Origin of the sequence: Pseudomonas sp. JV449 (genome assembly GCF_032424295.1) — a bacterium.
Taxonomy (GTDB): domain Bacteria; phylum Pseudomonadota; class Gammaproteobacteria; order Pseudomonadales; family Pseudomonadaceae; genus Aquipseudomonas; species Aquipseudomonas marginalis.
The window spans coordinates 16,455-36,394 of the sequence record NZ_VYKD01000010.1 but is presented as its reverse complement, the minus strand read 5'-3'; the positions used below and the strand labels follow the sequence as shown (position 1 = coordinate 36,394).

Sequence of the window (19,940 nt, the reverse complement as noted above, 5' to 3'; positions counted from 1 at the left end):
GACAAGGAACCTCACATGACCCACTCATGGCGTATTTCTGCATTGGCCGACCGGCACCGCGCCCTCGGCTCCCACCTCGAAGACTGGAACGGCATGGGCACTGCCTGGACCTACAGCAGTGACCTCGCCGACCACCACCAGGCGATCCGCACCCGCGCCGGCCTGATGGACGTGTCCGGCCTGAAAAAAGTCCATTACGTGGGGCCCCACGCCGAGAGCCTGTTGCAGTGGGCTACCACCCGCGACATCGCCAAGCTCTACCCGGGCAAATCGGTGTATGCCTCGATGCTCGACGAGGACGGCAAGTTCGTCGATGACTGCATCGTCTACCGCACCGGCCCCAACGCGTTCATGGTGGTGCATGGCGCCGGCACCGGGCATGAAATGCTCGTGCGCTCGGCCCAGGGCCGGCAAGTGGCGGTGCTGTTCGATGACGACCTGCACGACCTGTCGCTGCAAGGTCCGCTGGCGGTGGATTTCCTCGCCGAACACGTGCCGGGCATCCGCCAACTGGCGTACTTCCACCACCTGCAAACCCGCCTGTTCGACCGCCCGGTGATGATCTCGCGCACCGGCTACACCGGCGAACGTGGCTATGAGATTTTCTGCAAGGCCGCCGATGCGCCGTTCCTGTGGGACAGCATCCTCGAACAAGGCGCGAGCCTGGGGATCATCCCCTGCGCCTTCACCGCCCTGGACTGGCTGCGGGTGGAAAGCTCGCTGATGTTTTTCCCCTACGACAACTCGCAGATGTACCCCTTCGCCGACCAGAAGGCCGGCGACACCCTCTGGGAAATGGGCCTGGATTTCACTGTTTCACCTGGCAAGAACGCCTTCCGTGGCGCCGAAGAACACCTGCGCCTGCGCGGCCAGGAGCGCTTCAAAATCACCGGCGTGCTGCTTGAGGGCGTCCGCGCCGCCGAGGCCGGCGACACCTTGTGGCAGGGCAACCAGCAAGTCGGCGTGATCACCTGCGGCATGTATTCGCGCCTGAGCAAACGCTCGATGGCCATCGCGCGCATGAGCGTCGCCTGTTCCGAACCCGGTATTGCCTTGCAGGTTCGCGGCAGCCTTGAGGCCAGCGCCAGCACCCACGCCCTGCCCTTCGACGACCCGCAGAAAACCAAGCGCACGGCCAAGGGCTGAGCCTTCCTTCACTGAACTCAGGAGCTTTCGATGGACGCCTCCCGCGAACATTACATTCTCAAGATCACCTGCCCGGCGGCGTCCGGGATCGTCGCCGCGATCAGCGCGTGCCTGGCCCAACAGCAGTGCTACATCAGCGAGCTGGCGCAGTTCGACGATGAGTTCACCGGGCAGTTTTTCATGCGCGCGGTGTTCCGTTTCAACACCGGCGTGAGCGGCGACATCGGCGCCCTGCGCAAAGGCCTCGGCGACCTGGCCGGTGGCTTCGACATGCACTGGCAGTTGTTCAGCTCGCGCCAACCGACCCGCGTGCTGCTGATGGTCAGCAAGTTCGACCACTGCCTCACCGACCTGCTCTACCGCCACCGCAAGGGCGAGATGGACATGCACATCACCGCCGTGGTCTCCAACCACCTGGACCTGCGGGCGATGGCCGAACGCGAAGGCATCCGCTTCATCTACCTGCCGATCACCCAGGACACCAAGGCCGGCCAGGAAGCCGAGCTGATGCGCATCGTCGAAGACACCCAGACCGACCTGGTGGTGCTCGCGCGCTACATGCAGATCCTGTCCGACGGCCTGTGCCAGCAACTGTCGGGCCGGGCGATCAATATCCACCACTCGTTCCTCCCAGGATTCAAGGGCGCCAAGCCGTATCACCAAGCCTATGACCGTGGCGTCAAGCTGATCGGCGCCACCGCCCACTACGTCACCAGCGACCTGGATGAAGGCCCGATCATCGAGCAGGAAATCCAGCGCGTCGACCATACCCACCTGCCCGACTCGCTGGTCGCCATCGGCCGCGACACCGAAACCGTGGCCCTTTCCAAAGCCCTGAAATACCACCTGGAACACCGGGTGTTCATCAACCAGGACAAGACAGTGATCTTTCGCTGAAACCTTCAGGAGGCACGCTCATGACCCTACGTGTTGCAATCATCGGTGCCGGCCCATGCGGCCTGGCGCAACTTCGCGCGTTCCAGTCGGCCCGCGACAAAGGCGCCGCCATCCCTGAGCTGGTGTGCTTTGAAAAACAGCAGGACTGGGGTGGCATGTGGAACTACACCTGGCGCACCGGCCTCGACGAGAACGGCGAGCCGGTGCACGGCAGCATGTACCGCTACCTGTGGTCCAACGGCCCCAAGGAATGCCTGGAGTTCGCCGACTACACCTTCGAAGAGCATTTCGGCCGGCCCATCGGTTCCTACCCGCCGCGTGAAGTGCTGTGGGACTACATCAAGGGCCGCGTGGAAAAGGCCGGCGTGCGCGACTACATCCGCTTCAACAATGTGGTGCGCCAAGTCACCTTCGACGAACAGAGCCAGCGCTTCACCCTCTACGCCCACGACTACACCAGCGACACCTTGACCTGTGAAGCATTCGACTACGTGATCAACGCCTGCGGCCACTTCTCCACGCCCAAGGTGCCGTACTTCGAAGGCTTCGAACAGTTCGCCGGGCGCATCCTGCATGCCCACGATTTTCGCGAGGCGCTGGAGTTCAAGGACAAGGACCTGCTGATCGTCGGCAGCAGCTATTCGGCCGAGGACATCGGCTCGCAATGCTACAAATACGGCGCGCGCAGCATCACCAGTTGCTACCGCAGCGCGCCCATGGGCTATGCCTGGCCGGATAACTGGGAAGAAAAACCGCTGCTCCAGCGCCTGGAAAACAACCGCGCGTACTTTATCGACGGCAGCAGCAAGCACATCGACGCGGTGATCCTGTGCACCGGCTACAAGCACCACTTCCCGTTCCTGCCCGATGCACTGAGCCTCAAGACCGACAACCGCCTGTGGCCGATGAACCTCTACAAGGGCGTGTTCTGGGAACCCAATCCCCGCCTGATCTACCTCGGCATGCAGGACCAGTGGTACTCCTTCAACATGTTCGACGCCCAGGCCTGGTATGCCCGCGACGTGATCCTCGGGCGCATTCAGTTGCCCGGCCACGCCGACATGGTCGCCGACAGCCAAGCGTGGCACGCACGGGAACAGGCCCTGGAAACCAACCAGCAGATGTTCGAGTACCAGGGCGCCTATATCCAGCAACTGGTGGACGCCACCGACTACCCGAATTTCGACATCGCCGCCGTCAACGAAACCTTCCTGCACTGGAAGCACGACAAGGCGGAAAACATCATGGGCTATCGCGACAAGTCCTATCGCTCGCTGATGACCGGCACCCAGTCGCCGCCGCACCACACGCCATGGTTGCAGGCCCTGGATGACTCGATGGCGGCGTACCTGGGCGAGCCCACGACCCCCATCAAGTCGGTCGGCTGATGATGAATGCACCGCGTGTTTCCCATCCCCGCGAACCCGGGCTGTTTGCCCGCGCGCCGAACCTGGAACGCTACCGCGTGGCCGCCGGCGGTGTGACCCTGGTCGACTTGCAGCCCGGCGACGGCCTGCAAGTGATCGACGTCGAAGGCCGGCAAACCTGCGCACTGCTGGCCCTCGACGCCGGCGGCCGCAGCGCCCTGGCGAGCTGGGGCCTGAGCGGGTCAACGGCGTGCAGCGTGCCTGGGCGTATCGGCCAGGCGCTCCAGCGGCGCGGCATCGATGCACAGGCCTTGCCGCTGGCGGCCTCGCTATGGGACGCCGACAGCCCGCCCGGCCACAGCCGGCAGTTTGTCGCCGAGGACGCGCTGCTGGTGATCGTCGCCGCCCCCGCCGAGGCCACCGCCGTCGACCGGCAATACCGGCCCAGCGAGCTGCGTCTGATAGTGACGCGGGCCAATCCGTCGCCGCTGCTGCTGCCGGCCCTGCCCGAGCCGTTGGGCGATGTACTCGACGAATTCACCCTGCGCGCGGGCACGGCCCACGGCTACACCGTCGCCAAAGGGCAGTACATCCAGGTGCTGGACGTCGCGGGCCGCCAGTGTTCGGACTTCGTCGCCCTCGACCGGCGCGCTCTGGATCGCGGCGTCGAGCTGGACCTGGACCAGACCGTCACGCGCACCCTGAACGGCAGCGCCTACCCGGCACCGGGGCTGTTTTCGAAGTTTTTCGACCGCCATATGCAACCGATGCTGGAGGTGGTGCAAGACACGGTCGGGCGCCACGATTCATTCGCCCTGGCCTGCGCGGCGCGCTACTACGAAACCCATGGCTATTTCGGGCACGACAACTGCAGCGACAACCTCAGCCGCGTCCTCGCCCCCCATGGCGTGCAGGCGCGCAACGGCTGGCCGGCGATCAATTTCTTCTTCAACACCGGTATCGATGCGCACCAGCAGATGACCCTGGATGAACCCTGGTCACGGCCCGGCGATTATGTGCTGCTGCGGGCCATGACCGACCTGCTGTGTGGCAGTACCTCGTGCCCGGATGACATTGACCCGGCCAATGGCTGGAACCCGACCGATATCCATGTCCGCATCTACAGCGAGAAGGAGCGTTTTTCCATCGCTATGAGCACTCGAACCACGGCGGATGCCGACCCGATCCTCACCCGTGAGTCCGCGTTTCACTCACGTACCCGCGCCCTCACCGGCAGCTTCACCGACTACCGCAACTGGTGGCTGCCGCTGCGCTACGACGGTTACGGCGTCACCGAGGAATACCTCGGTTGCCGCGAACGGGTGGCGGTGATGGACCTGACCGCCCTGCGCAAATTCGAAATCATCGGCCCCGACGCCGAAGCCCTGTTGCAGTACTGCCTGACCCGCGACGTACGGCGCCTGGCGGTGGGCCAGGTGGTGTATTCGGCGATGTGCCACGCCCACGGCGGCATGCTCGACGACGGTACCCTGCTGCGCCTGGGCCCGGACAACTTCCGCTGGATCTGCGGCGAAGACTACGCCGGCGTGTGGTTGCGCGAGCAGGCACAGAAACTGGGCATGAAGGTGTGGGTCAAGTCCGCCAGCGAGCAGATTCACAACCTGGCGGTGCAGGGGCCGCTGAGTCGCGAGCTGCTCAAGCAGATGGTCTGGACCCCGCCCACGCAACCGAGTGTGGAAACCCTCGGCTGGTTTCGCTTCCTGGTCGGTCGATTGGACGGTTTCGACGGCTGCCCGTTGATGATTTCGCGCACCGGCTACACCGGCGAACTGGGCTTTGAGGTGTGGTGCCAGCCCGAAGACGCCGAACGGGTCTGGGACCGCATCTGGCAACTCGGCCAACCCTTGGGGCTGGTGCCCCTGGGCCTGGAAGCCCTGGACCTGCTGCGCATCGAAGCCGGGCTGATTTTCGCCGGCTACGAGTTCAGCGACCAGACCGATCCGTTCGAGGCCGGTATCGGTTTCAGCGTGCCGCTCAAGAGCAAGACCGATGACTTTATCGGTCGCGACGCCCTGCTGCGGCGCAGCGCACACCCCAGCCACAAGCTGGTCGGCCTGCACCTGAGCGGCAACGAGACCGCCCACCATGGCGACCCGGTGTACCAGGGCCGAGCCCAGGTCGGGGTGATCACCAGTGCCTGCCGCTCACCGCTGCTGGCCAGCAATATCGCGTTGTGCCGGGTCGACGTGAGCTGCGCCGAGCCCGGCACTGAACTTGAGATTGGCAAAGTCGATGGCCTGCAGAAGCGCATCAGCGCCACGGTCAGCGCAGCGATTTTCTACGACCCGGACAAAAGCCGGGTGCGCAGCTGATCGTCCCGAAACGTGTGTGCCACCCCATTTTGACTGCCCCAACCTAACCGCTATTCAGACATGGGAATACGAAGATGGAAGCGACGACGTTCGAGGCTGTACCGCAGGCTGCCGGCTCGGTGGGCAGCCTGCACCGCAAGATCGACTGGCGCGGGGCCTTCTGGGTCGCCAGTGGCGTGCCCGCACTGGTGTTGTTCTCCATCGGTGCGATCGCCGCCACGGTGGGCAAACCGGCATGGATCGTGTGGATCGTGTCGATCCTGTTCGGGTTTATACAGGCCTTCACCTACGCCGAGATCGCCGGGCTGTTCCCGCACAAATCCGGCGGCGCCTCGGTGTACGGCGCGGTGGCGTGGGTGCGCTACAGCAAGCTGATCGCACCGGTGTCAGTGTGGTGCAACTGGCTGGCCTGGTCGCCGGTGCTGTCCATCGGTTCGGGGCTGGCGGCGGGGTATATCCTCACGGCGCTGTTTCCCGCCGATGCGTTGATCAACACCTGGCAACTGACCCTGCTGGACCTGGGCTGGGTCAAGAGCGGCCTGTCGTTGCGCATCAACGCGACGTTCGCCATTGGTTTGTTGATTTTGCTCACGGTGTTTGCCGTGCAGCACGGCGGCATCCTGCGGTCGGCGCGCCTGACCCTGGTGCTCGGCGTCACCTCGTTGATTCCGCTGCTGCTGGTGGGCGTGGTGCCGTTGTTCACCGGGGATGCGACCCAGGCCAACTTCCTGCCGCTGTACCCCCTGGCCCATGATGCGGCCGGGCAAGTCATCGATGGGCCGTGGGATATGTCCGGCTGGTCACTGATGGCCGGTGGGCTGTTCATGGCGGCGTGGTCTACCTACGGCTTTGAAACGGCGGTGTGCTACACCCGCGAATTCAAGGACCCCAAGCGCGACACCTTCAAGGCGATCTTCTACGCCGGCCTGCTGTGCATCCTGGTGTTCACCCTGGTGCCGCTGGCGTTCCAAGGCAGCCTCGGGCTGGGCCAACTGGTAACGCCGGCGGTGCTCGACGCCAGTGGCGCAATCGTGACGCCCGCGGTGTACAGCGGCCTGCTCTCGCCCGCGATCTACAGCGGCATGGGCGTTGGCCAGGTGATGGCCGACAGCATCGGCGGCGGCAAGGTGGTGGCCAATATCGTGCTGATCATGCTGGTGCTGGCGACGTTGCTGGCGATCATGACCTCGATGTCCGGTTCGTCGCGCACCCTGTACCAGGCCTCGGTGGATGGCTGGCTGCCCAAGTACCTGGGGCGCACCAACGAACATGGCGCGCCGACGGCGGCGATGTGGACCGACCTGTCGTTCAACCTGCTGCTGTTGCTGATGTCGGACTACGTATTCGTGCTTGCGGCGTCCAACGTCAGCTACATCATCTTCAACTTCCTCAACCTCAATGCCGGCTGGATCCACCGCCTGGACCGCCCCGACTGGGTGCGCCCGTACAAAGCCCCCACCGTGCTGCTGGCGGCGGGCGGCGTGCTGAGTTTCGTCAACCTGGCCTGCATGGGCCTGGGCGCGGACATCTGGGGCGCAGGCACGTTGGTCACCGGCTTGCTGTTGGCGCTGCTGATCCTGCCGGTGTTCTGCTACCGCCACTATGTGCAGGACAAGGGTCGCTTCCCTGCCGCCATGCTCACCGACCTGTATATCCAGGCCGATGACGGCCAGCGCCGCGCCGGCTGGCTGCCCTATGCCACGCTGGTCGCCGGTGTGCTGGTGGTGTATGCCTGCCATCAACTGGTAGCCTGAGTCTTCCGGCCTGCCTATGGCTGAGGGATTCTTATCCCTCAGCGCCTTATTTCCCCAGACAACGGTGACGCTTTTGACCAGCTCTCTCCCCACGCTTGCCCGCGATATCGACGGCAAGGCCATCTCTGCCCAGGTGCTCGACGAGGTTCGCGAAGAGGTCCTGCTGCTTGCCTCGCAGCAAATCTACCCGGCCCTGGCGGTATTGCTGGTGGGCGATGACCCGGCCAGCCACGTCTACGTGCGCAATAAGCTGCTGCGGGCCAAGGACGTCGGGATTCGCTCCCTGGAATACCGGCTGCCGGAGGATGCCAGCCAGACGCAGGTGCTCGACCTGCTTGCCCAGTTGAACGCCGACACGACGGTCAACGGCATCCTGGTGCAGTTACCGCTGCCGGCGCATATCGACGAAGCGGCAGTGATCCACGCGATCGACCCGATCAAGGATGTGGATGGCTTCCACCGCGAAAACGTCGGTGGCCTGGTGCAAGGCATCGAGGTGCTCACGCCCTGCACGCCCAGCGGCTGCATGCGCCTGCTGCACGAAACCTGCGGCGACTTGAGCGGCTTGCACGCGGTGGTGATCGGCCGTTCGAACATTGTCGGCAAACCCATGGCGACCCTGCTGCTGCAGGCCAACTGCTCGGTCAGCGTGGTGCACTCGCGCAGCGTCGATGCACCGGCGCTGTGCCGTTTGGCCGACATCGTCGTCGCCGCCGTAGGCCGACCGCAGTTGATCGACGCCAGTTGGCTCAAGCCCGGCGCAGTGGTCATTGATGTGGGGATCAACCGCATCACCACCGAGACCGGCACGCGGTTGGTGGGGGATGTGGATTACGCCAGCGCACGCACCGTGGCCAGCGCAATCACACCGGTGCCCGGCGGTGTGGGGCCAATGACGATTGCCTACCTGCTGAAGAACACCCTGGTGGCGAGCCAGCTGCAACGCAGCAAGGCAAATGCGGGAGGGAACTTGCCCCCGATGGCCGTGGGTCAGCTACAACCAAGCTGACTGACTGACCGCTGTAGGCGTCTAGGTATCCACAACGCTAACCACGATGCGAAGCGAGCCGCTCTTGCTCTTGCTGTAGATCTTGATCTTGCTTTAGATCTTGATCTTGATCTTGATCTCAGGCGCCCCGTTAACCACGCTGGCCGGAATCCGATAGTGATTGGGGGGTAAACCGGCAGGGATGCCGGTTTAGCCGCCCCGCGCCATGGATGGCGCGTGGCGGCGGCCCCCCACATCACTGTCGGATTACGGGCACACCGAGCCTAGGCGAGGTGCCGAGTGGTGGGGCAAGAGCCCTTTTGGTTACTTTTGGGGCTCTTTTCCAAAAGTGACCCGCCGTAAGGGCGGAACCCATAGCGGCCGTGACCGCAGCAACGGATATGTACTCGAACTGATCCAACATCCTGGTCGGCTGTCAGGCCGCCATCGGGAGCAAGCCCCCTCCCACATTTAGGTAGCGGGGCATCAGTTAGATAGTCGTCGGCTCCTGAGCCATCACGGAAGCAAGCTCCCCTCCTACATTTTGAGCTGCGTTTACTCAGGGGGAATGATCAGTGGTTGTAGGCCCGCTCATTATGCTCGGCCAGGTCCAACCCCATCTCCTCCACCGACTCATGGGCACGCAAGCCAACCAGGGCATTGACCCCCTTGAGGATGATCCAACTGATCACAAAACAGTACACCGTAGTCAGCAGCACCCCCTTGAGCTGGGCAACCACCTGCCCGCCCATGGTCACGCCTTCCACCAGGCCCCCCATGGACGGTACACAGAACACGCCAGTCAACACCGCGCCAATCATCCCGCCAATGCCGTGCAGGCCGAACACATCGAGGCTGTCGTCGTAGCCGAAACGGCGCTTCAACACCGTCACGCTCAAGTAGCAGAACACCCCGCACAGCAAGCCGATGGCCAACGCACCGCCGACGCCCACGTAGGCACACGCTGGGGTGATCCCCACCAGGCCGGCCAACGCGCCGCTGGCCAGGCCGAGGGCACTGGGCTTGCCGACCTTGAACCACTCGGTGAACATCCAGCCGAGAATCCCGGCGCAGGCGCCCAACTGAGTGTTGAGCATGACGATGCCCGAGGTGCCGCTGAGGCCGCCACCGGAGCCGATATTGAAGCCGAACCAGCCGACCCAGAGCATCGCCGCGCCGGCCATGGTCAGGCTGAGGTTATGCGCCGGCATCGGCGTGTTCTGGTAGCCCTTGCGCTTGCCGAGGATCAGGCACGCAGCGAGCGCAGCCACACCGGCATTGATGTGCACGGCGGTGCCGCCGGCAAAGTCGAGCACGCCCCAGTTATGCATCAAGGCCCCCGAACCGCCCCAGACCATATGCGCCACCGGGGCATAGACCAGGGTGAACCAGATGGCCATGAACAGCAGCGCCGCCGAGAACTTCATGCGTTCGGCAAAGGCGCCGGCGATCAGGGCCGGGGTGATGATGGCGAAGGTCATCTGGAAGGTCACGAACACCCCTTCCGGAATATCCCCCACCAGGCTCTCCGGGGTCATGCCCGCCAGAAAGGCGCGGCTCAGGCCGCCGACAAAACTGTTGAAGGTCACCTGCCCTTCGACCATGCCGGTGGTGTCGACCACCATGCTGTAGCCGTAGATCACCCACAGCACGCCCACCAAGCCGGCAATGCCGAAGCACTGGGTGAACAGCGAAAGCATGTTTTTCGCACGGACCAGGCCACCGTAGAACAACGCGAGCCCCGGCAAGCACATGAACAGCACCAGCACGGCGGCGGTGACCATCCAGGCGGTGCTGCCGGTGTTCAAGGTGGGGGCGTCGGCGGCCTGGGCGAGGGGCACAAGCGCACCGGTCGCCAATAAGCCAATAAGGGATTTGCCGAGAAGACGATTGATCATGTTCAAAACTCCTGCAACAGAAGTGTGTAGGAGCGAGCTTGCTCGCGAAAAACGTCCAGGCAACGCGTTCATCCAGGGTGCCAGCGTTATCGTTGACGATCTTCGCGAGCAAGCTCGCTCCTACAGGGGGGGTAAACTCAGTAACCGGAACCCGGCACCCAACTGGTCCCCGCCAGCGGCACCCGCGCCATAGCGGCCGATTCCACTGTCAGCGCCACCAGGTCCTCGGGGTCGAGGTTGTGCAGGTGCGACTTGCCGCACGCACGGGCCATGGTCTGCGCCTCCAGCACCATCACCCGCAGGTAGTTGGCCAACCGCCGCCCGCCTTCCACCGGGTCGAGGCGCTTGGACAGCTCCGGGTCCTGGGTGGTGATGCCGGCCGGGTCGCGGCCGTTTTGCCAGTCGTCATAGAAGCCGGCGGCCGAGCCGATCTTTTTCAGTTCCGCGTCCAGCCGTGGGTGGTTGTCACCCAGGGCAATCAGCGCCGCCGTGCCGATGGCGACCGCATCCGCGCCCATCGCCATGGCCTTGGCCACATCGGCACCGTTGCGAATCCCGCCCGACACGATCAACTGGACCTTGCGGTGCATGCCCATCTCTTGCAAAGCCTGTACCGCTTGCGGGATGGCCGACAAAATCGGGATGCCCACATGCTCGATAAACACTTCCTGGGTCGCGGCGGTGCCGCCTTGCATGCCGTCGAGCACGATCACATCGGCACCGGCCTTGACCGCCAGCTTCACGTCGTAATACGGCCGGCTCGCGCCGATTTTCACGTAGATCGGTTTTTCCCAATCGGTGATTTCGCGCAGCTCGGCAATCTTGATCGCCAGGTCATCGGGGCCGGTCCAGTCCGGGTGGCGACAGGCGCTGCGCTGGTCCACGCCGATCGGCAAGGTGCGCATGCCGGCCACACGCTCGGTGACTTTCATGCCGAGCAACATGCCGCCACCGCCGGGCTTGGCGCCCTGGCCGAGGACGATCTCGATGGCGTCGGCCTTGCGCAAATCATCCGGGTTCATGCCGTAGCGTGATGGCAGGTACTGATACACCAGGTGCTGGGACTGGCCGCGCTCTTCCGGGGTCATGCCGCCGTCACCGGTGGTGGTGCTGGTGCCGGCGATGGTCGCGCCACGGCCCAGGGCTTCCTTGGCGTTGGCCGACAATGCACCGAAACTCATGCCGGCGATGGTCACCGGGATCTTCAGGTGGATCGGCTTCTTGGCGAAGCGGTTGCCGAGGATCACATCGGTGCCGCACTTCTCGCGATAGCCTTCCAGCGGGTAGCGCGACACGCTGGCGCCGAGCAGCAGTAAGTCATCGAAGTGCGGCAGCTTGCGCTTGGTGCCGCCACCGCGAATGTCGTAGATGCCGGTTTCGGCGGCACGCTGGATTTCCTGGATGGTCAGGCGGTCGAAGGTGGCCGACTCGCGCAGGACCGGAGGGGTTTGTTCAGTCATGGTGGAGCTCCTGATCAGTACGCGGAGGCGTTATCGACTTTGAAGTTGTAGAGTTGACGGGCCGAGCCGTAGCGCTTGAAATCCGCCGCCTGGTGGGCGAAACCGGCGCGGTCGAGCAGCTCCTGCAACTCTTGCAGGTGCTCGCTGCGCATCTCTTTTTCGACGCAGTCCGAGCCCAGGGACTCCACCGTGCCTTTCACGTAGATATGGGTTTCGTAGAGCGAATCCCCCAGCGCATCGCCGGCGTCGCCGCACACCACCAGGCGCCCGGCCTGGCCCATGAAGCAGCTCATATGGCCAATGCTGCCGCCGACGACGATGTCGATGCCCTTCATGGAGATCCCGCAACGCGCGCCCGCGTCGCCCTCGATCACCAGCAGACCGCCATGGGCCGTGGCCCCGGCCGCCTGGGACGCGCTGCCTTTGACGCGCACCGAGCCGGACATCATGTTCTCGGCGCAGCCCACGCCGACATTGCCGTGCACGGTGATCGAGGCCTGCTGGTTCATGCCCGCGCAGTAGTAGCCGGCGTGGCCCTCGATATCAATGGACACGGCCTGGTTCACCCCCACCGCGAGGTTGTGCTTGCCGTTGGAATGGGTCACGCGCCACTCGTTGTCGATGGCCTGGGCGTGCAGCGCCTGGTTGAGGTCACGCACGGTGGCGGTGGAAAGATCGATGGTTTTCATGTGTGCGTTCCTTAAGCTGACGGGCGTTCCCAGATGTACAACGTGGCCGGTGCCGGCTCCCAGATCCGCGCGTTCTCGATGCCCGGCAGGCTCGACAGCGCCTGGTACTCGGAGGCCATGGCGACGTAGTCGTCGGTCTCGGCCAAGATCGCCGGCTTGCACGCAATCGGGTCGCGGATCACCGCAAAGCCGTTGCGCGTGCCGATGGCGAAGGTGAAGAAGCCGTCGAGGTCTTCCAGGGAATGGTCCAGCGCCTCTTTGAGCGAGTCGCCCTGTTGCAGGCGCCAGGTCAGGTAGCCGGCGGCGACTTCGGTGTCGTTGTCGGTTTCGAAATGGATGCCTTCGCGCTTGAGTTCCTGGCGCAGGCGGAAGTGGTTGGACAGCGAGCCGTTGTGCACCAGGCACAGGTCGGCGCCGGTGGAGAACGGGTGGCTGCCTTCCATGGTCACCGCGCTTTCGGTGGCCATGCGGGTGTGGCCGATGATGTGGCTGCCCTGCATGTTTGCCAGGCCGAAACGCTGGGAAATTTCCTGGGGCAGGCCCATGCCCTTGAGGATCTCGATGCTCTGCCCGGCGCTCATGATGCGCACGCTCGGCGCCAGTTCGGCCAGGGCCAGGCGCACCGGGGTTTCGTCGGCGTGGATCTTCAATACGGCGGCGCTGGCGTTCTGGAACCAGTCCAGGGAACAGCCGAGGCGCCCTTCCAGCTCGCCCATCAAGCCTTTCCAATCGAAGGCTTCGGTGGTGGCTTGCAGGGTCAGCTTGACCCAGCCATCGGCGACTTCATCGCCGTAGATGGCGAAACCGGCGCTGTCCGGGCCACGGTCGGTCATGGCTTGCAGCATGGGTTCAAACAGCTGGCCGAGCTGGGGTTCCAGCTGCGGATTCTTCAGGTACAGGCCTACGATTCCACACATAACAAGTCTCCGTCACACGGTGTCAGAAAAATTCGGTATAGCGCTGGATTTCCCAGTCGCTCACATGGCGGCTGTACTCCACCCACTCCATGCGCTTGAGCTTGATGAACTCGCCCACGATCTGCGGGCCGAGCACTTCGGCGAACAGCGCGTCGGCTTCCAGCGCGTCGCAGGCTTCCTTGAGGGATTGCGGCAGGGTCTTGATGCCGCGCTCGGCGATCTGCTCGAGGCTCAGGCTGTAGAGGTTTTCGTTGCAGACGTGGTCGATTTCCAGCTGGCGATCGATACCGTCCAGGCCTGCGGCGATGATCGCGGCGCTGACCAGGTAGGGGTTGCAGCCGGCATCCGGCAGGCGGAACTCCAGGCGGCCATACGGCACGCGCACCATGGCCGAGCGGTTGTTGGCGCCAAACGCAATAAAGGCCGGGGCCCAGGTGGCACCGGACAACGAGTTGCCGACCACCAGGCGCTTGTAGGAGTTGACCGTGGGCGCGGCGAACGCACACAGCGCCGGGCCATGGGCGAGCAATCCGGCGGCGAAGTGATAGGCGAGTTTCGACAGGCCCATGCCGCTCGGGTCGCTGGCGTCATGGAACAGGTTTTTGTTATCAAAGCTGCTGATCGACAGGTGAAAGTGCATGCCGTTGCCGGCGCGCTTCGGGTCGGGTTTGGGCATGAAGGAGCAGATCATGCCCAGGTCATTGGCGATCTCGCCGGCGGCCATGCGGAAGAAGGTGAAACGGTCGGCGGAGGTCAAGGCGTCGCTGTAGGTGTAATTGATCTCGAACTGGCCGTTGGCGTCCTCGTGGTCGATTTGATAGACCTCGAAATCCACCGCCTGCAAGGCTTCGGTCAGGCGCTCGAGGAACACCCGCGAACGCGACAGGCCCTTGTAGTCGTAGCAAGGCTTGTCGAGGTTGTCGCTGGGGTCCACCAGTTGCAGCTTGCCCTGCTCGTCGCGGCGCATCAGGTTGAACTCGGGCTCCAGGCCGGTGTTCAGCGTCCAGCCCTTGTCCTGCAGGCGCTGCACTTGTTGCTGCAGCACGTAGCGGCTGTCGTAGGGATGAGGCTTGCCGTCGACATGCCCGACGCACACCACGCGCCCATAACCTGGCTGCCAGGGGACCGGGGTCAAGGTCGACAGATCGCCGCGCGCCATGAAGTCCGGACCATGGGGCTCCATGCCCATGCCACTGATGGCAAACCCGGCAAACCCTGCGCCCTCTTCGGCCACGGTCTTGAGCCCGCAGATGGGCACCGACTTGGTCTTGGCCGCACCGTGTATATCCACAAACTGCGCAAGCACGTATTTGATCCCGTGCTTGTCGATGATGCGCTGGGTTTCTGCTGGCAACATTGCGTGTCACTCCTCGCGAAAGGCAAAACCGTGTGGGTGGGCCTAGGCTGTCTTTTTATTCCTAAAAAGAAAGTTAGTTTCCCTACAGGAATGCAATACCCTTGCCATAATCGCGATCGACACATCGAAGTGGGTGGAGCTGCGCTTTTGTGCTGTATATATGGGAAAATTCTTTTCCCCGCAGGAATACGCACAGCGGGGTGGCCTTCAAGCGCCAGACCTTGCACTTTCCCAGTGCGAAAATAATATTACTGAACGGAAACCGTGCAGGAGCCGATGATCATGTCCACCGAAACCGCCCCGCGCCTCAAGCTCGAGCAATACCTGGGGCTGCAGATCAAACGCCAGCGCCAGGCCCAGGACCTGAAGCTGTCCGACGTGGCGAAGATTGCCGATATCAGCCAGGGCATGTTGAGCAAGATCGAGAACGCCCAGGTCTCCACCAGCCTCGATACCTTGAGCCGCCTGTGCGATGTGCTCGGGCTGCCGTTATCGAAGTTATTCAGCGAATACGACCAGCAGGATGGCAGCGCCTTGCTGGTCAAGGCCGACCAGGGCATGGAAGTGGTGCGCCGGGGGACCGAGAAGGGGCATACCTATCACCTGCTCAACCACACGCGCGGGCCGAAGAAGAGCTTCGAGGCGTACATGGTCAGCATGGATGACGCCAGTGAGGAGTTTCCGACCTTTGCCCATCCAGGGACGGAGTTTCTGCATTTGCTGGAGGGGGAGTTGATTTACCGGCATGGCAACCAGCTGTATCGGATGGAGGCCGGGGACAGCTTGACGTTTGAGGGCGAGATTCCCCATGGGCCGGAGGAGTTGGTGCGGGTGCCGATTCGGTTGTTGTCGATCATGAATTATGGGGGGGATAAGGAGTGATCGTGGGCATATCCGTTGTTCAGGTCACGGCCGGCTAAGATCAAACATCGGAGCAAGGTCTACCGGATGTATGCAGATCAACCTGTGGGAGGGGCGGTGCGACGGTTCGACTTGCCCCCGATTGCAGTGGGTCAGCCACAGATGCATCAACTGACACGCCCTCATCGGGGCATGGGTATCTACACAACTTTCAGGCTGAAAAATCTCTTTGGGGTGAGGGAGCTTGGTTCCGTGGCGGCCTTTGGGCCGACCGCTTTTTGGGGTTTGGGTGAGTACATATCCGTTGCTGCGGTAACGGCGGCTATTGGTTCCGCCCTTACGGCGGGTCACTTTGGAAAAGCCCCAAAGTAACCAAAGGGCTCTTGCCCCACCACTCGGTACCTCGCCTAGGCTCGGTATGCCCGAACGCAGGCTTGAATCCGTGGGCCGCCGTCATGGGCCATCCCTGGCCCAGGACGGCTAACCCGGCGTCCTGCCGGGTTACCCACGGATTCAAGCCTGCGTTCGGCCAGCGTGGTTAACGGGGCGCCTGAGATCAAGATCAAAAGCCAGAGCCAGAGCCAGAGCCAGAGCAGATCAAAAGATTGCTGACTTCGTCAGCGATTAAGGAAGTAGAAGCCACACCGCGTACGCTTCAATAATCAGGTCGGCTTTAAGGCCGCCTCGCTTTTGTTTTTGATTTGGCATCGCCCCGTCAAACACGCTGGCCGAACGCAGGCTTTGGAGCGTGGGTAACCCGGCAGGACGCCGGGTTAGCCGCGCTGGGCCATGGATGGCCCATCGCGGCGGCCCACGCTCCAAAGCCGGAGTGAGGGCATGCCGAGCCTAGGCGAGGCACCGAGTGTTGGGGCGAAGGCCTTTTGCTTACTTTTGGGCCTTTCCAAAAGTGAGCCGCCGTAAGGGCGGAACCCTAAGCCGCCGTTACCGCAGCAACGGATATGTACCCGGTCCAATCCAAAAAAATAGTCGGCCCAGAGGCCGCCATCGGGGGCAAGCCCCCCTCCCCCATTTCTAACCGCGTCCACCCGCGAGTGTGGGGCGAAGTCCTATAGTGACTGGTGGCGCCCAGCCCAAAAATTTCCCCTCAGTTAAAAAACTTTCCCAAAAACCCTGGACGCCCTGCCCCCATTCCCCTATAAAGCCACTTCAGGAATATTTTATTCCCCACAAGAAAACGCGCTCAAGGAATGAGCCTGCTGTCCTCAGACATTTTTTCGCTATGCGATGAGCTGCCGCCATCATCCCGAGGACGTGTCATGCAACACGAAAAAAACCATTTCATCATCAAGGTGACGTGCCCCGCCGTGTCCGGCATCGTCGCTGCCGTCACCACTTACCTGGCGGACAAGGCGTGCTACATCGGGGAAATGGCGCAGTTCGATGATGACTTCAGCGGCCGCTTTTTCATGCGTGCCGTGTTCCGTTTCAACGATGGCCACACAGGCGACCTGCAAGAGATCAGAGACGGTTTCGCCGATGTCGCCCAGGCCTTCGACATGCAGTGGGAGCTGCACGACACCCGCGAGCCGATGCGCGTGATGCTGATGGTGAGCAAGTTCGACCACTGCCTCACCGACCTGCTCTACCGCTACCACAAGGGCGAGATGGACATGACCATCACCGCCATCGTCTCCAACCACCTCGACCTGCGGCCGATGGCCGAGCGCGAGGGCATTCGCTTTATCTACCTGCCGGTGTCCAGGGACAACAAGGCCGCGCAGGAAACCGAGCTGATGAAGATCGTCGACGACACCCGCACCGAGCTGGTGGTGTTGGCGCGCTACATGCAGATCCTCTCCGACGACCTGTGCCGGCAACTGTCGGGGCGGGCGATCAATATCCACCATTCGTTCCTGCCCGGGTTCAAGGGTGCCAAGCCCTATCACCAGGCGTATCAACGCGGTGTGAAGTTGATCGGTGCCACCGCGCACTATGTGACCAGCGACCTGGATGAGGGCCCGATCATCGAGCAGGAAGTGCAGCGCGTCGACCACGTGTACAAGCCCGACGACCTGGTCGCCATCGGCCGCGACACCGAAACCGTGGCCCTGTCCAAGGCGGTCAAGTACCACCTGGAGCACCGGGTCTTCCTCAATCAGGACAGAACGGTGGTGTTCCGGTGAGCGCGCATAAACTGATCGACGGCAAAGCCGCCGCGGCGCGCGTGCTGCTGCAAGTGCGCGAGGACGTGGCGCGGCTGCATGGGCAGGCTATTCAACCGGCGCTGGCGGTGATCCTGGTGGGCAGCGACCCGGCCAGCCAGGTCTATGTGCGCAACAAGATCCTGCGCGCCGAAGAGGTGGGCATCCGCTCCGTGGAGCATCGCCTGCCCGGCGATACCAGCACCGAACACTTGTTGATCCTGATCGGCCAATTGAATGCCGACCCGGCGATCCACGGCGTCCTCCTGCAATTGCCGTTGCCGGCGCAGATGGACGAACTGCGCGCCCTGGAGGCCATCGCGCCGGACAAGGACGTCGACGGGTTTCACAGCCAGAACGTCGGTGGCCTCAGCCAGGGCCGCGCAGTGCTCACGCCATGCACCCCGAGCGGTTGCCTGTATCTGTTGGAGCAAACCTGCGGCGACCTGCGTGGCAAACACGCGGTGGTAATCGGCCGTTCGAACATCGTCGGTAAGCCCATGGCCGCGCTGCTGCTCAAGGCGGATTGCTCGGTGACCGTGCTGCATTCGCGCAGCCACGACGCCCAGGCCCTGTGTCGCCAGGCCGATATCGTGATCGCCGCCGTGGGCCGCGCCCGCTTGATTGACGCGAGCTGGTTGAAGCCCGGCGCGGTGGTGATCGATGTCGGCATCAACCGCATCGACGACGACGGCCGCAGCCGCCTGGTGGGTGATGTCGACTTCGACAGCGCCCTGCCCCATGTCGCCGCCATCACCCCGGTGCCCGGCGGTGTCGGGCCGATGACCATTGCCTTCCTGATGAAAAACACCGTGGCCGCCGCCCTGGCGCAACACCACGCCCTACGCAGCCAATCGGAGGCCGTATGCCATTCAATCTATTGAAATACGGGCTGAGTTCGGAGTACCCGGTGGAGGTGGACCTGCCACCGCCCAAGGAACTCAAGTCGAGTTACGACGTGGTGATCATCGGCGCCGGTGGCCATGGCCTGGCGACGGCCTACTACCTGGCCAAGTACCACGGCATCACCAATATAGCGGTGCTGGAAAAGGCCTACCTGGGCGGCGGCAATACCGCGCGCAATACGGCGGTGATCCGCTCCAACTACCTCACCAGCGAAGGCGTTCGTTTCTATGCCGAGTCGGTGAAGATGTTCCAGTCGCTGTCCAACGAATTCGATTTCAACATCATGTACTCCGAGCGCGGCCAACTGACCCTGGCCCACACCGACGCCACCGTGCGTTCGTTCCGCCAGCGCGCCGAGGTCAACAAGCACTTCGGCGGGCGTACCGAGATGATCGACCGCCAGCAGATCCGCGAGCTGGTGCCCAGCCTCAACCTCGACCCCGGCCACTTGCCGGTGATCGCCGGGCTCTGGCATATCGACGGCGCGACCGCGCGTCACGATGCCGTGGCCTGGGGCTACGCCAAGCAGGCGGCCAAGCGCGGCGTGGAAATCCATCAGCTCACTGAAGTGCAGGACCTGGTGATCGAGAACGGTGCCATCACCGCGGTGAAAACCAATCGCGGCACCATCCGGTGCGGCTGCGCGGTGCAGGCGATTGCCGGGCACAGCTCGCTGCTGATGGCCAAGGCCGGTATCCGTTCGCCGATCCAGACCTTCCCGTTGCAGGCCATGGTCACCCAGCCGTTCAAGCCGTTCCTCGACCCGTTGGTGAGTTCCTCGGCCCTGCACTGCTACGTGCAGCAAACCAGCCGTGGCGAAGTGGTGTTCGGTGGCGGTTCCGACCCGTACCCGCTGTTCAACACGCGCTCGACCCTGGACCTCAAGGAAAGCCTGTTGGCCCATGCCATCGAGATGTTTCCGTTCCTGGCCAACGCCAAGTTGATGCGCCAGTGGGCCGGGATCACCGACATGACCCCCGACTACAGCCCGATCATGGGCCTGTCGCCGCTGAAGAATTACTACCTCGACGCCGGCTGGGGCACCTGGGGCTTCAAGGCCACGCCGATCTGCGGCAAGACCATGGCCGAGCTGGTCGCCAGCGGCGGCAAGGTGCCGGACTTGATCAAGCCCTTCGGCCTCGAACGTTTCTCGACCTTCCAGCAAGTCAACGAAATGGGCGCCACAGCGGCCAGCCACTGACGGA

Annotated in this window: 15 protein-coding genes; 10 read left to right on the top strand and 5 right to left on the bottom strand. The window is 63.3% G+C overall.

Features of this window, described 5'->3' with window-relative positions:
• Positions 1-15: 15 nt before the first annotated feature.
• From F6S08_RS10725 to folD (F6S08_RS10700), 6 genes are all read left to right on the top strand, one after another.
• A complete protein-coding gene (locus tag F6S08_RS10725) occupies positions 16-1,146 on the top strand; it encodes an aminomethyltransferase family protein (protein ID WP_315871572.1) in 1,131 nt (376 codons plus the stop codon).
• A gap of 30 nt (positions 1,147-1,176) precedes the next feature.
• The gene (gene purU / locus F6S08_RS10720) at positions 1,177-2,043 is read left to right on the top strand and encodes a formyltetrahydrofolate deformylase (protein ID WP_065939724.1); all 867 of its coding nucleotides are present in this window, start codon (positions 1,177-1,179) and stop codon (positions 2,041-2,043) included.
• Between the two features lie 20 nt (positions 2,044-2,063).
• The gene (locus F6S08_RS10715) at positions 2,064-3,431 is read left to right on the top strand and encodes an NAD(P)/FAD-dependent oxidoreductase (RefSeq protein WP_315871571.1); all 1,368 of its coding nucleotides are present in this window, start codon (positions 2,064-2,066) and stop codon (positions 3,429-3,431) included.
• A gap of 2 nt (positions 3,432-3,433) precedes the next feature.
• Entirely contained in the window at positions 3,434-5,743 is a 2,310-nt protein-coding gene (locus tag F6S08_RS10710; RefSeq protein ID WP_315871570.1) for a DUF1989 domain-containing protein, read from the top strand.
• 74 nt (positions 5,744-5,817) lie between these two features.
• Entirely contained in the window at positions 5,818-7,497 is a 1,680-nt protein-coding gene (locus tag F6S08_RS10705; RefSeq protein WP_315871569.1) for an APC family permease, read from the top strand.
• A gap of 16 nt (positions 7,498-7,513) precedes the next feature.
• On the top strand, positions 7,514-8,506 hold the full coding sequence (folD, locus tag F6S08_RS10700) for a bifunctional methylenetetrahydrofolate dehydrogenase/methenyltetrahydrofolate cyclohydrolase FolD (protein WP_315871568.1): 993 nt from the start codon (positions 7,514-7,516) through the stop codon (positions 8,504-8,506).
• A 551-nt stretch (positions 8,507-9,057) separates the two neighbouring features.
• Here the strand turns inward: folD (F6S08_RS10700) and F6S08_RS10695 are convergent.
• From F6S08_RS10695 to glnT, 5 genes are all read right to left on the bottom strand, one after another.
• Complete coding sequence (locus F6S08_RS10695) at positions 9,058-10,383, bottom strand: ammonium transporter (RefSeq protein ID WP_065925859.1); 1,326 nt, start codon at positions 10,381-10,383, stop codon at positions 9,058-9,060.
• A 137-nt stretch (positions 10,384-10,520) separates the two neighbouring features.
• On the bottom strand, positions 10,521-11,843 hold the full coding sequence (locus tag F6S08_RS10685; RefSeq protein ID WP_027603581.1) for an FMN-binding glutamate synthase family protein: 1,323 nt from the start codon (positions 11,841-11,843) through the stop codon (positions 10,521-10,523).
• 14 nt (positions 11,844-11,857) lie between these two features.
• Positions 11,858-12,532 carry a protein glxC gene (locus F6S08_RS10680; RefSeq protein WP_027603580.1) on the bottom strand — a complete coding sequence of 225 codons (675 nt, stop codon included), beginning with the start codon at positions 12,530-12,532 and terminating at the stop codon, positions 11,858-11,860.
• Positions 12,533-12,543: 11 nt separating this feature from the next.
• The gene (locus F6S08_RS10675) at positions 12,544-13,449 is read right to left on the bottom strand and encodes a class II glutamine amidotransferase (protein WP_065925860.1); all 906 of its coding nucleotides are present in this window, start codon (positions 13,447-13,449) and stop codon (positions 12,544-12,546) included.
• A 22-nt stretch (positions 13,450-13,471) separates the two neighbouring features.
• Positions 13,472-14,806: a type III glutamate--ammonia ligase gene (gene glnT, locus F6S08_RS10670; RefSeq protein WP_315871567.1), complete on the bottom strand. Its 1,335-nt coding sequence runs from the start codon at positions 14,804-14,806 to the stop codon at positions 13,472-13,474.
• A gap of 282 nt (positions 14,807-15,088) precedes the next feature.
• Between glnT and F6S08_RS10665 the strand changes: the two genes are divergently transcribed.
• From F6S08_RS10665 to F6S08_RS10650, 4 genes are all read left to right on the top strand, one after another.
• Complete coding sequence (locus F6S08_RS10665) at positions 15,089-15,688, top strand: helix-turn-helix domain-containing protein (protein ID WP_041161149.1); 600 nt, start codon at positions 15,089-15,091, stop codon at positions 15,686-15,688.
• Positions 15,689-16,944: 1,256 nt separating this feature from the next.
• Complete coding sequence (gene purU / locus F6S08_RS10660; protein ID WP_065925509.1) at positions 16,945-17,811, top strand: formyltetrahydrofolate deformylase; 867 nt, start codon at positions 16,945-16,947, stop codon at positions 17,809-17,811.
• Entirely contained in the window at positions 17,808-18,713 is a 906-nt protein-coding gene (folD, locus tag F6S08_RS10655; protein WP_065925510.1) for a bifunctional methylenetetrahydrofolate dehydrogenase/methenyltetrahydrofolate cyclohydrolase FolD, read from the top strand. The genes purU (F6S08_RS10660) and folD (F6S08_RS10655) overlap by 4 nt, the downstream gene beginning before the upstream one ends.
• The gene (locus tag F6S08_RS10650; RefSeq protein ID WP_065925511.1) at positions 18,695-19,936 is read left to right on the top strand and encodes an FAD-dependent oxidoreductase; all 1,242 of its coding nucleotides are present in this window, start codon (positions 18,695-18,697) and stop codon (positions 19,934-19,936) included. Before folD (F6S08_RS10655) ends, F6S08_RS10650 begins: the two co-directional genes overlap by 19 nt.
• The last annotated feature ends 4 nt before the right edge of the window (positions 19,937-19,940 follow it).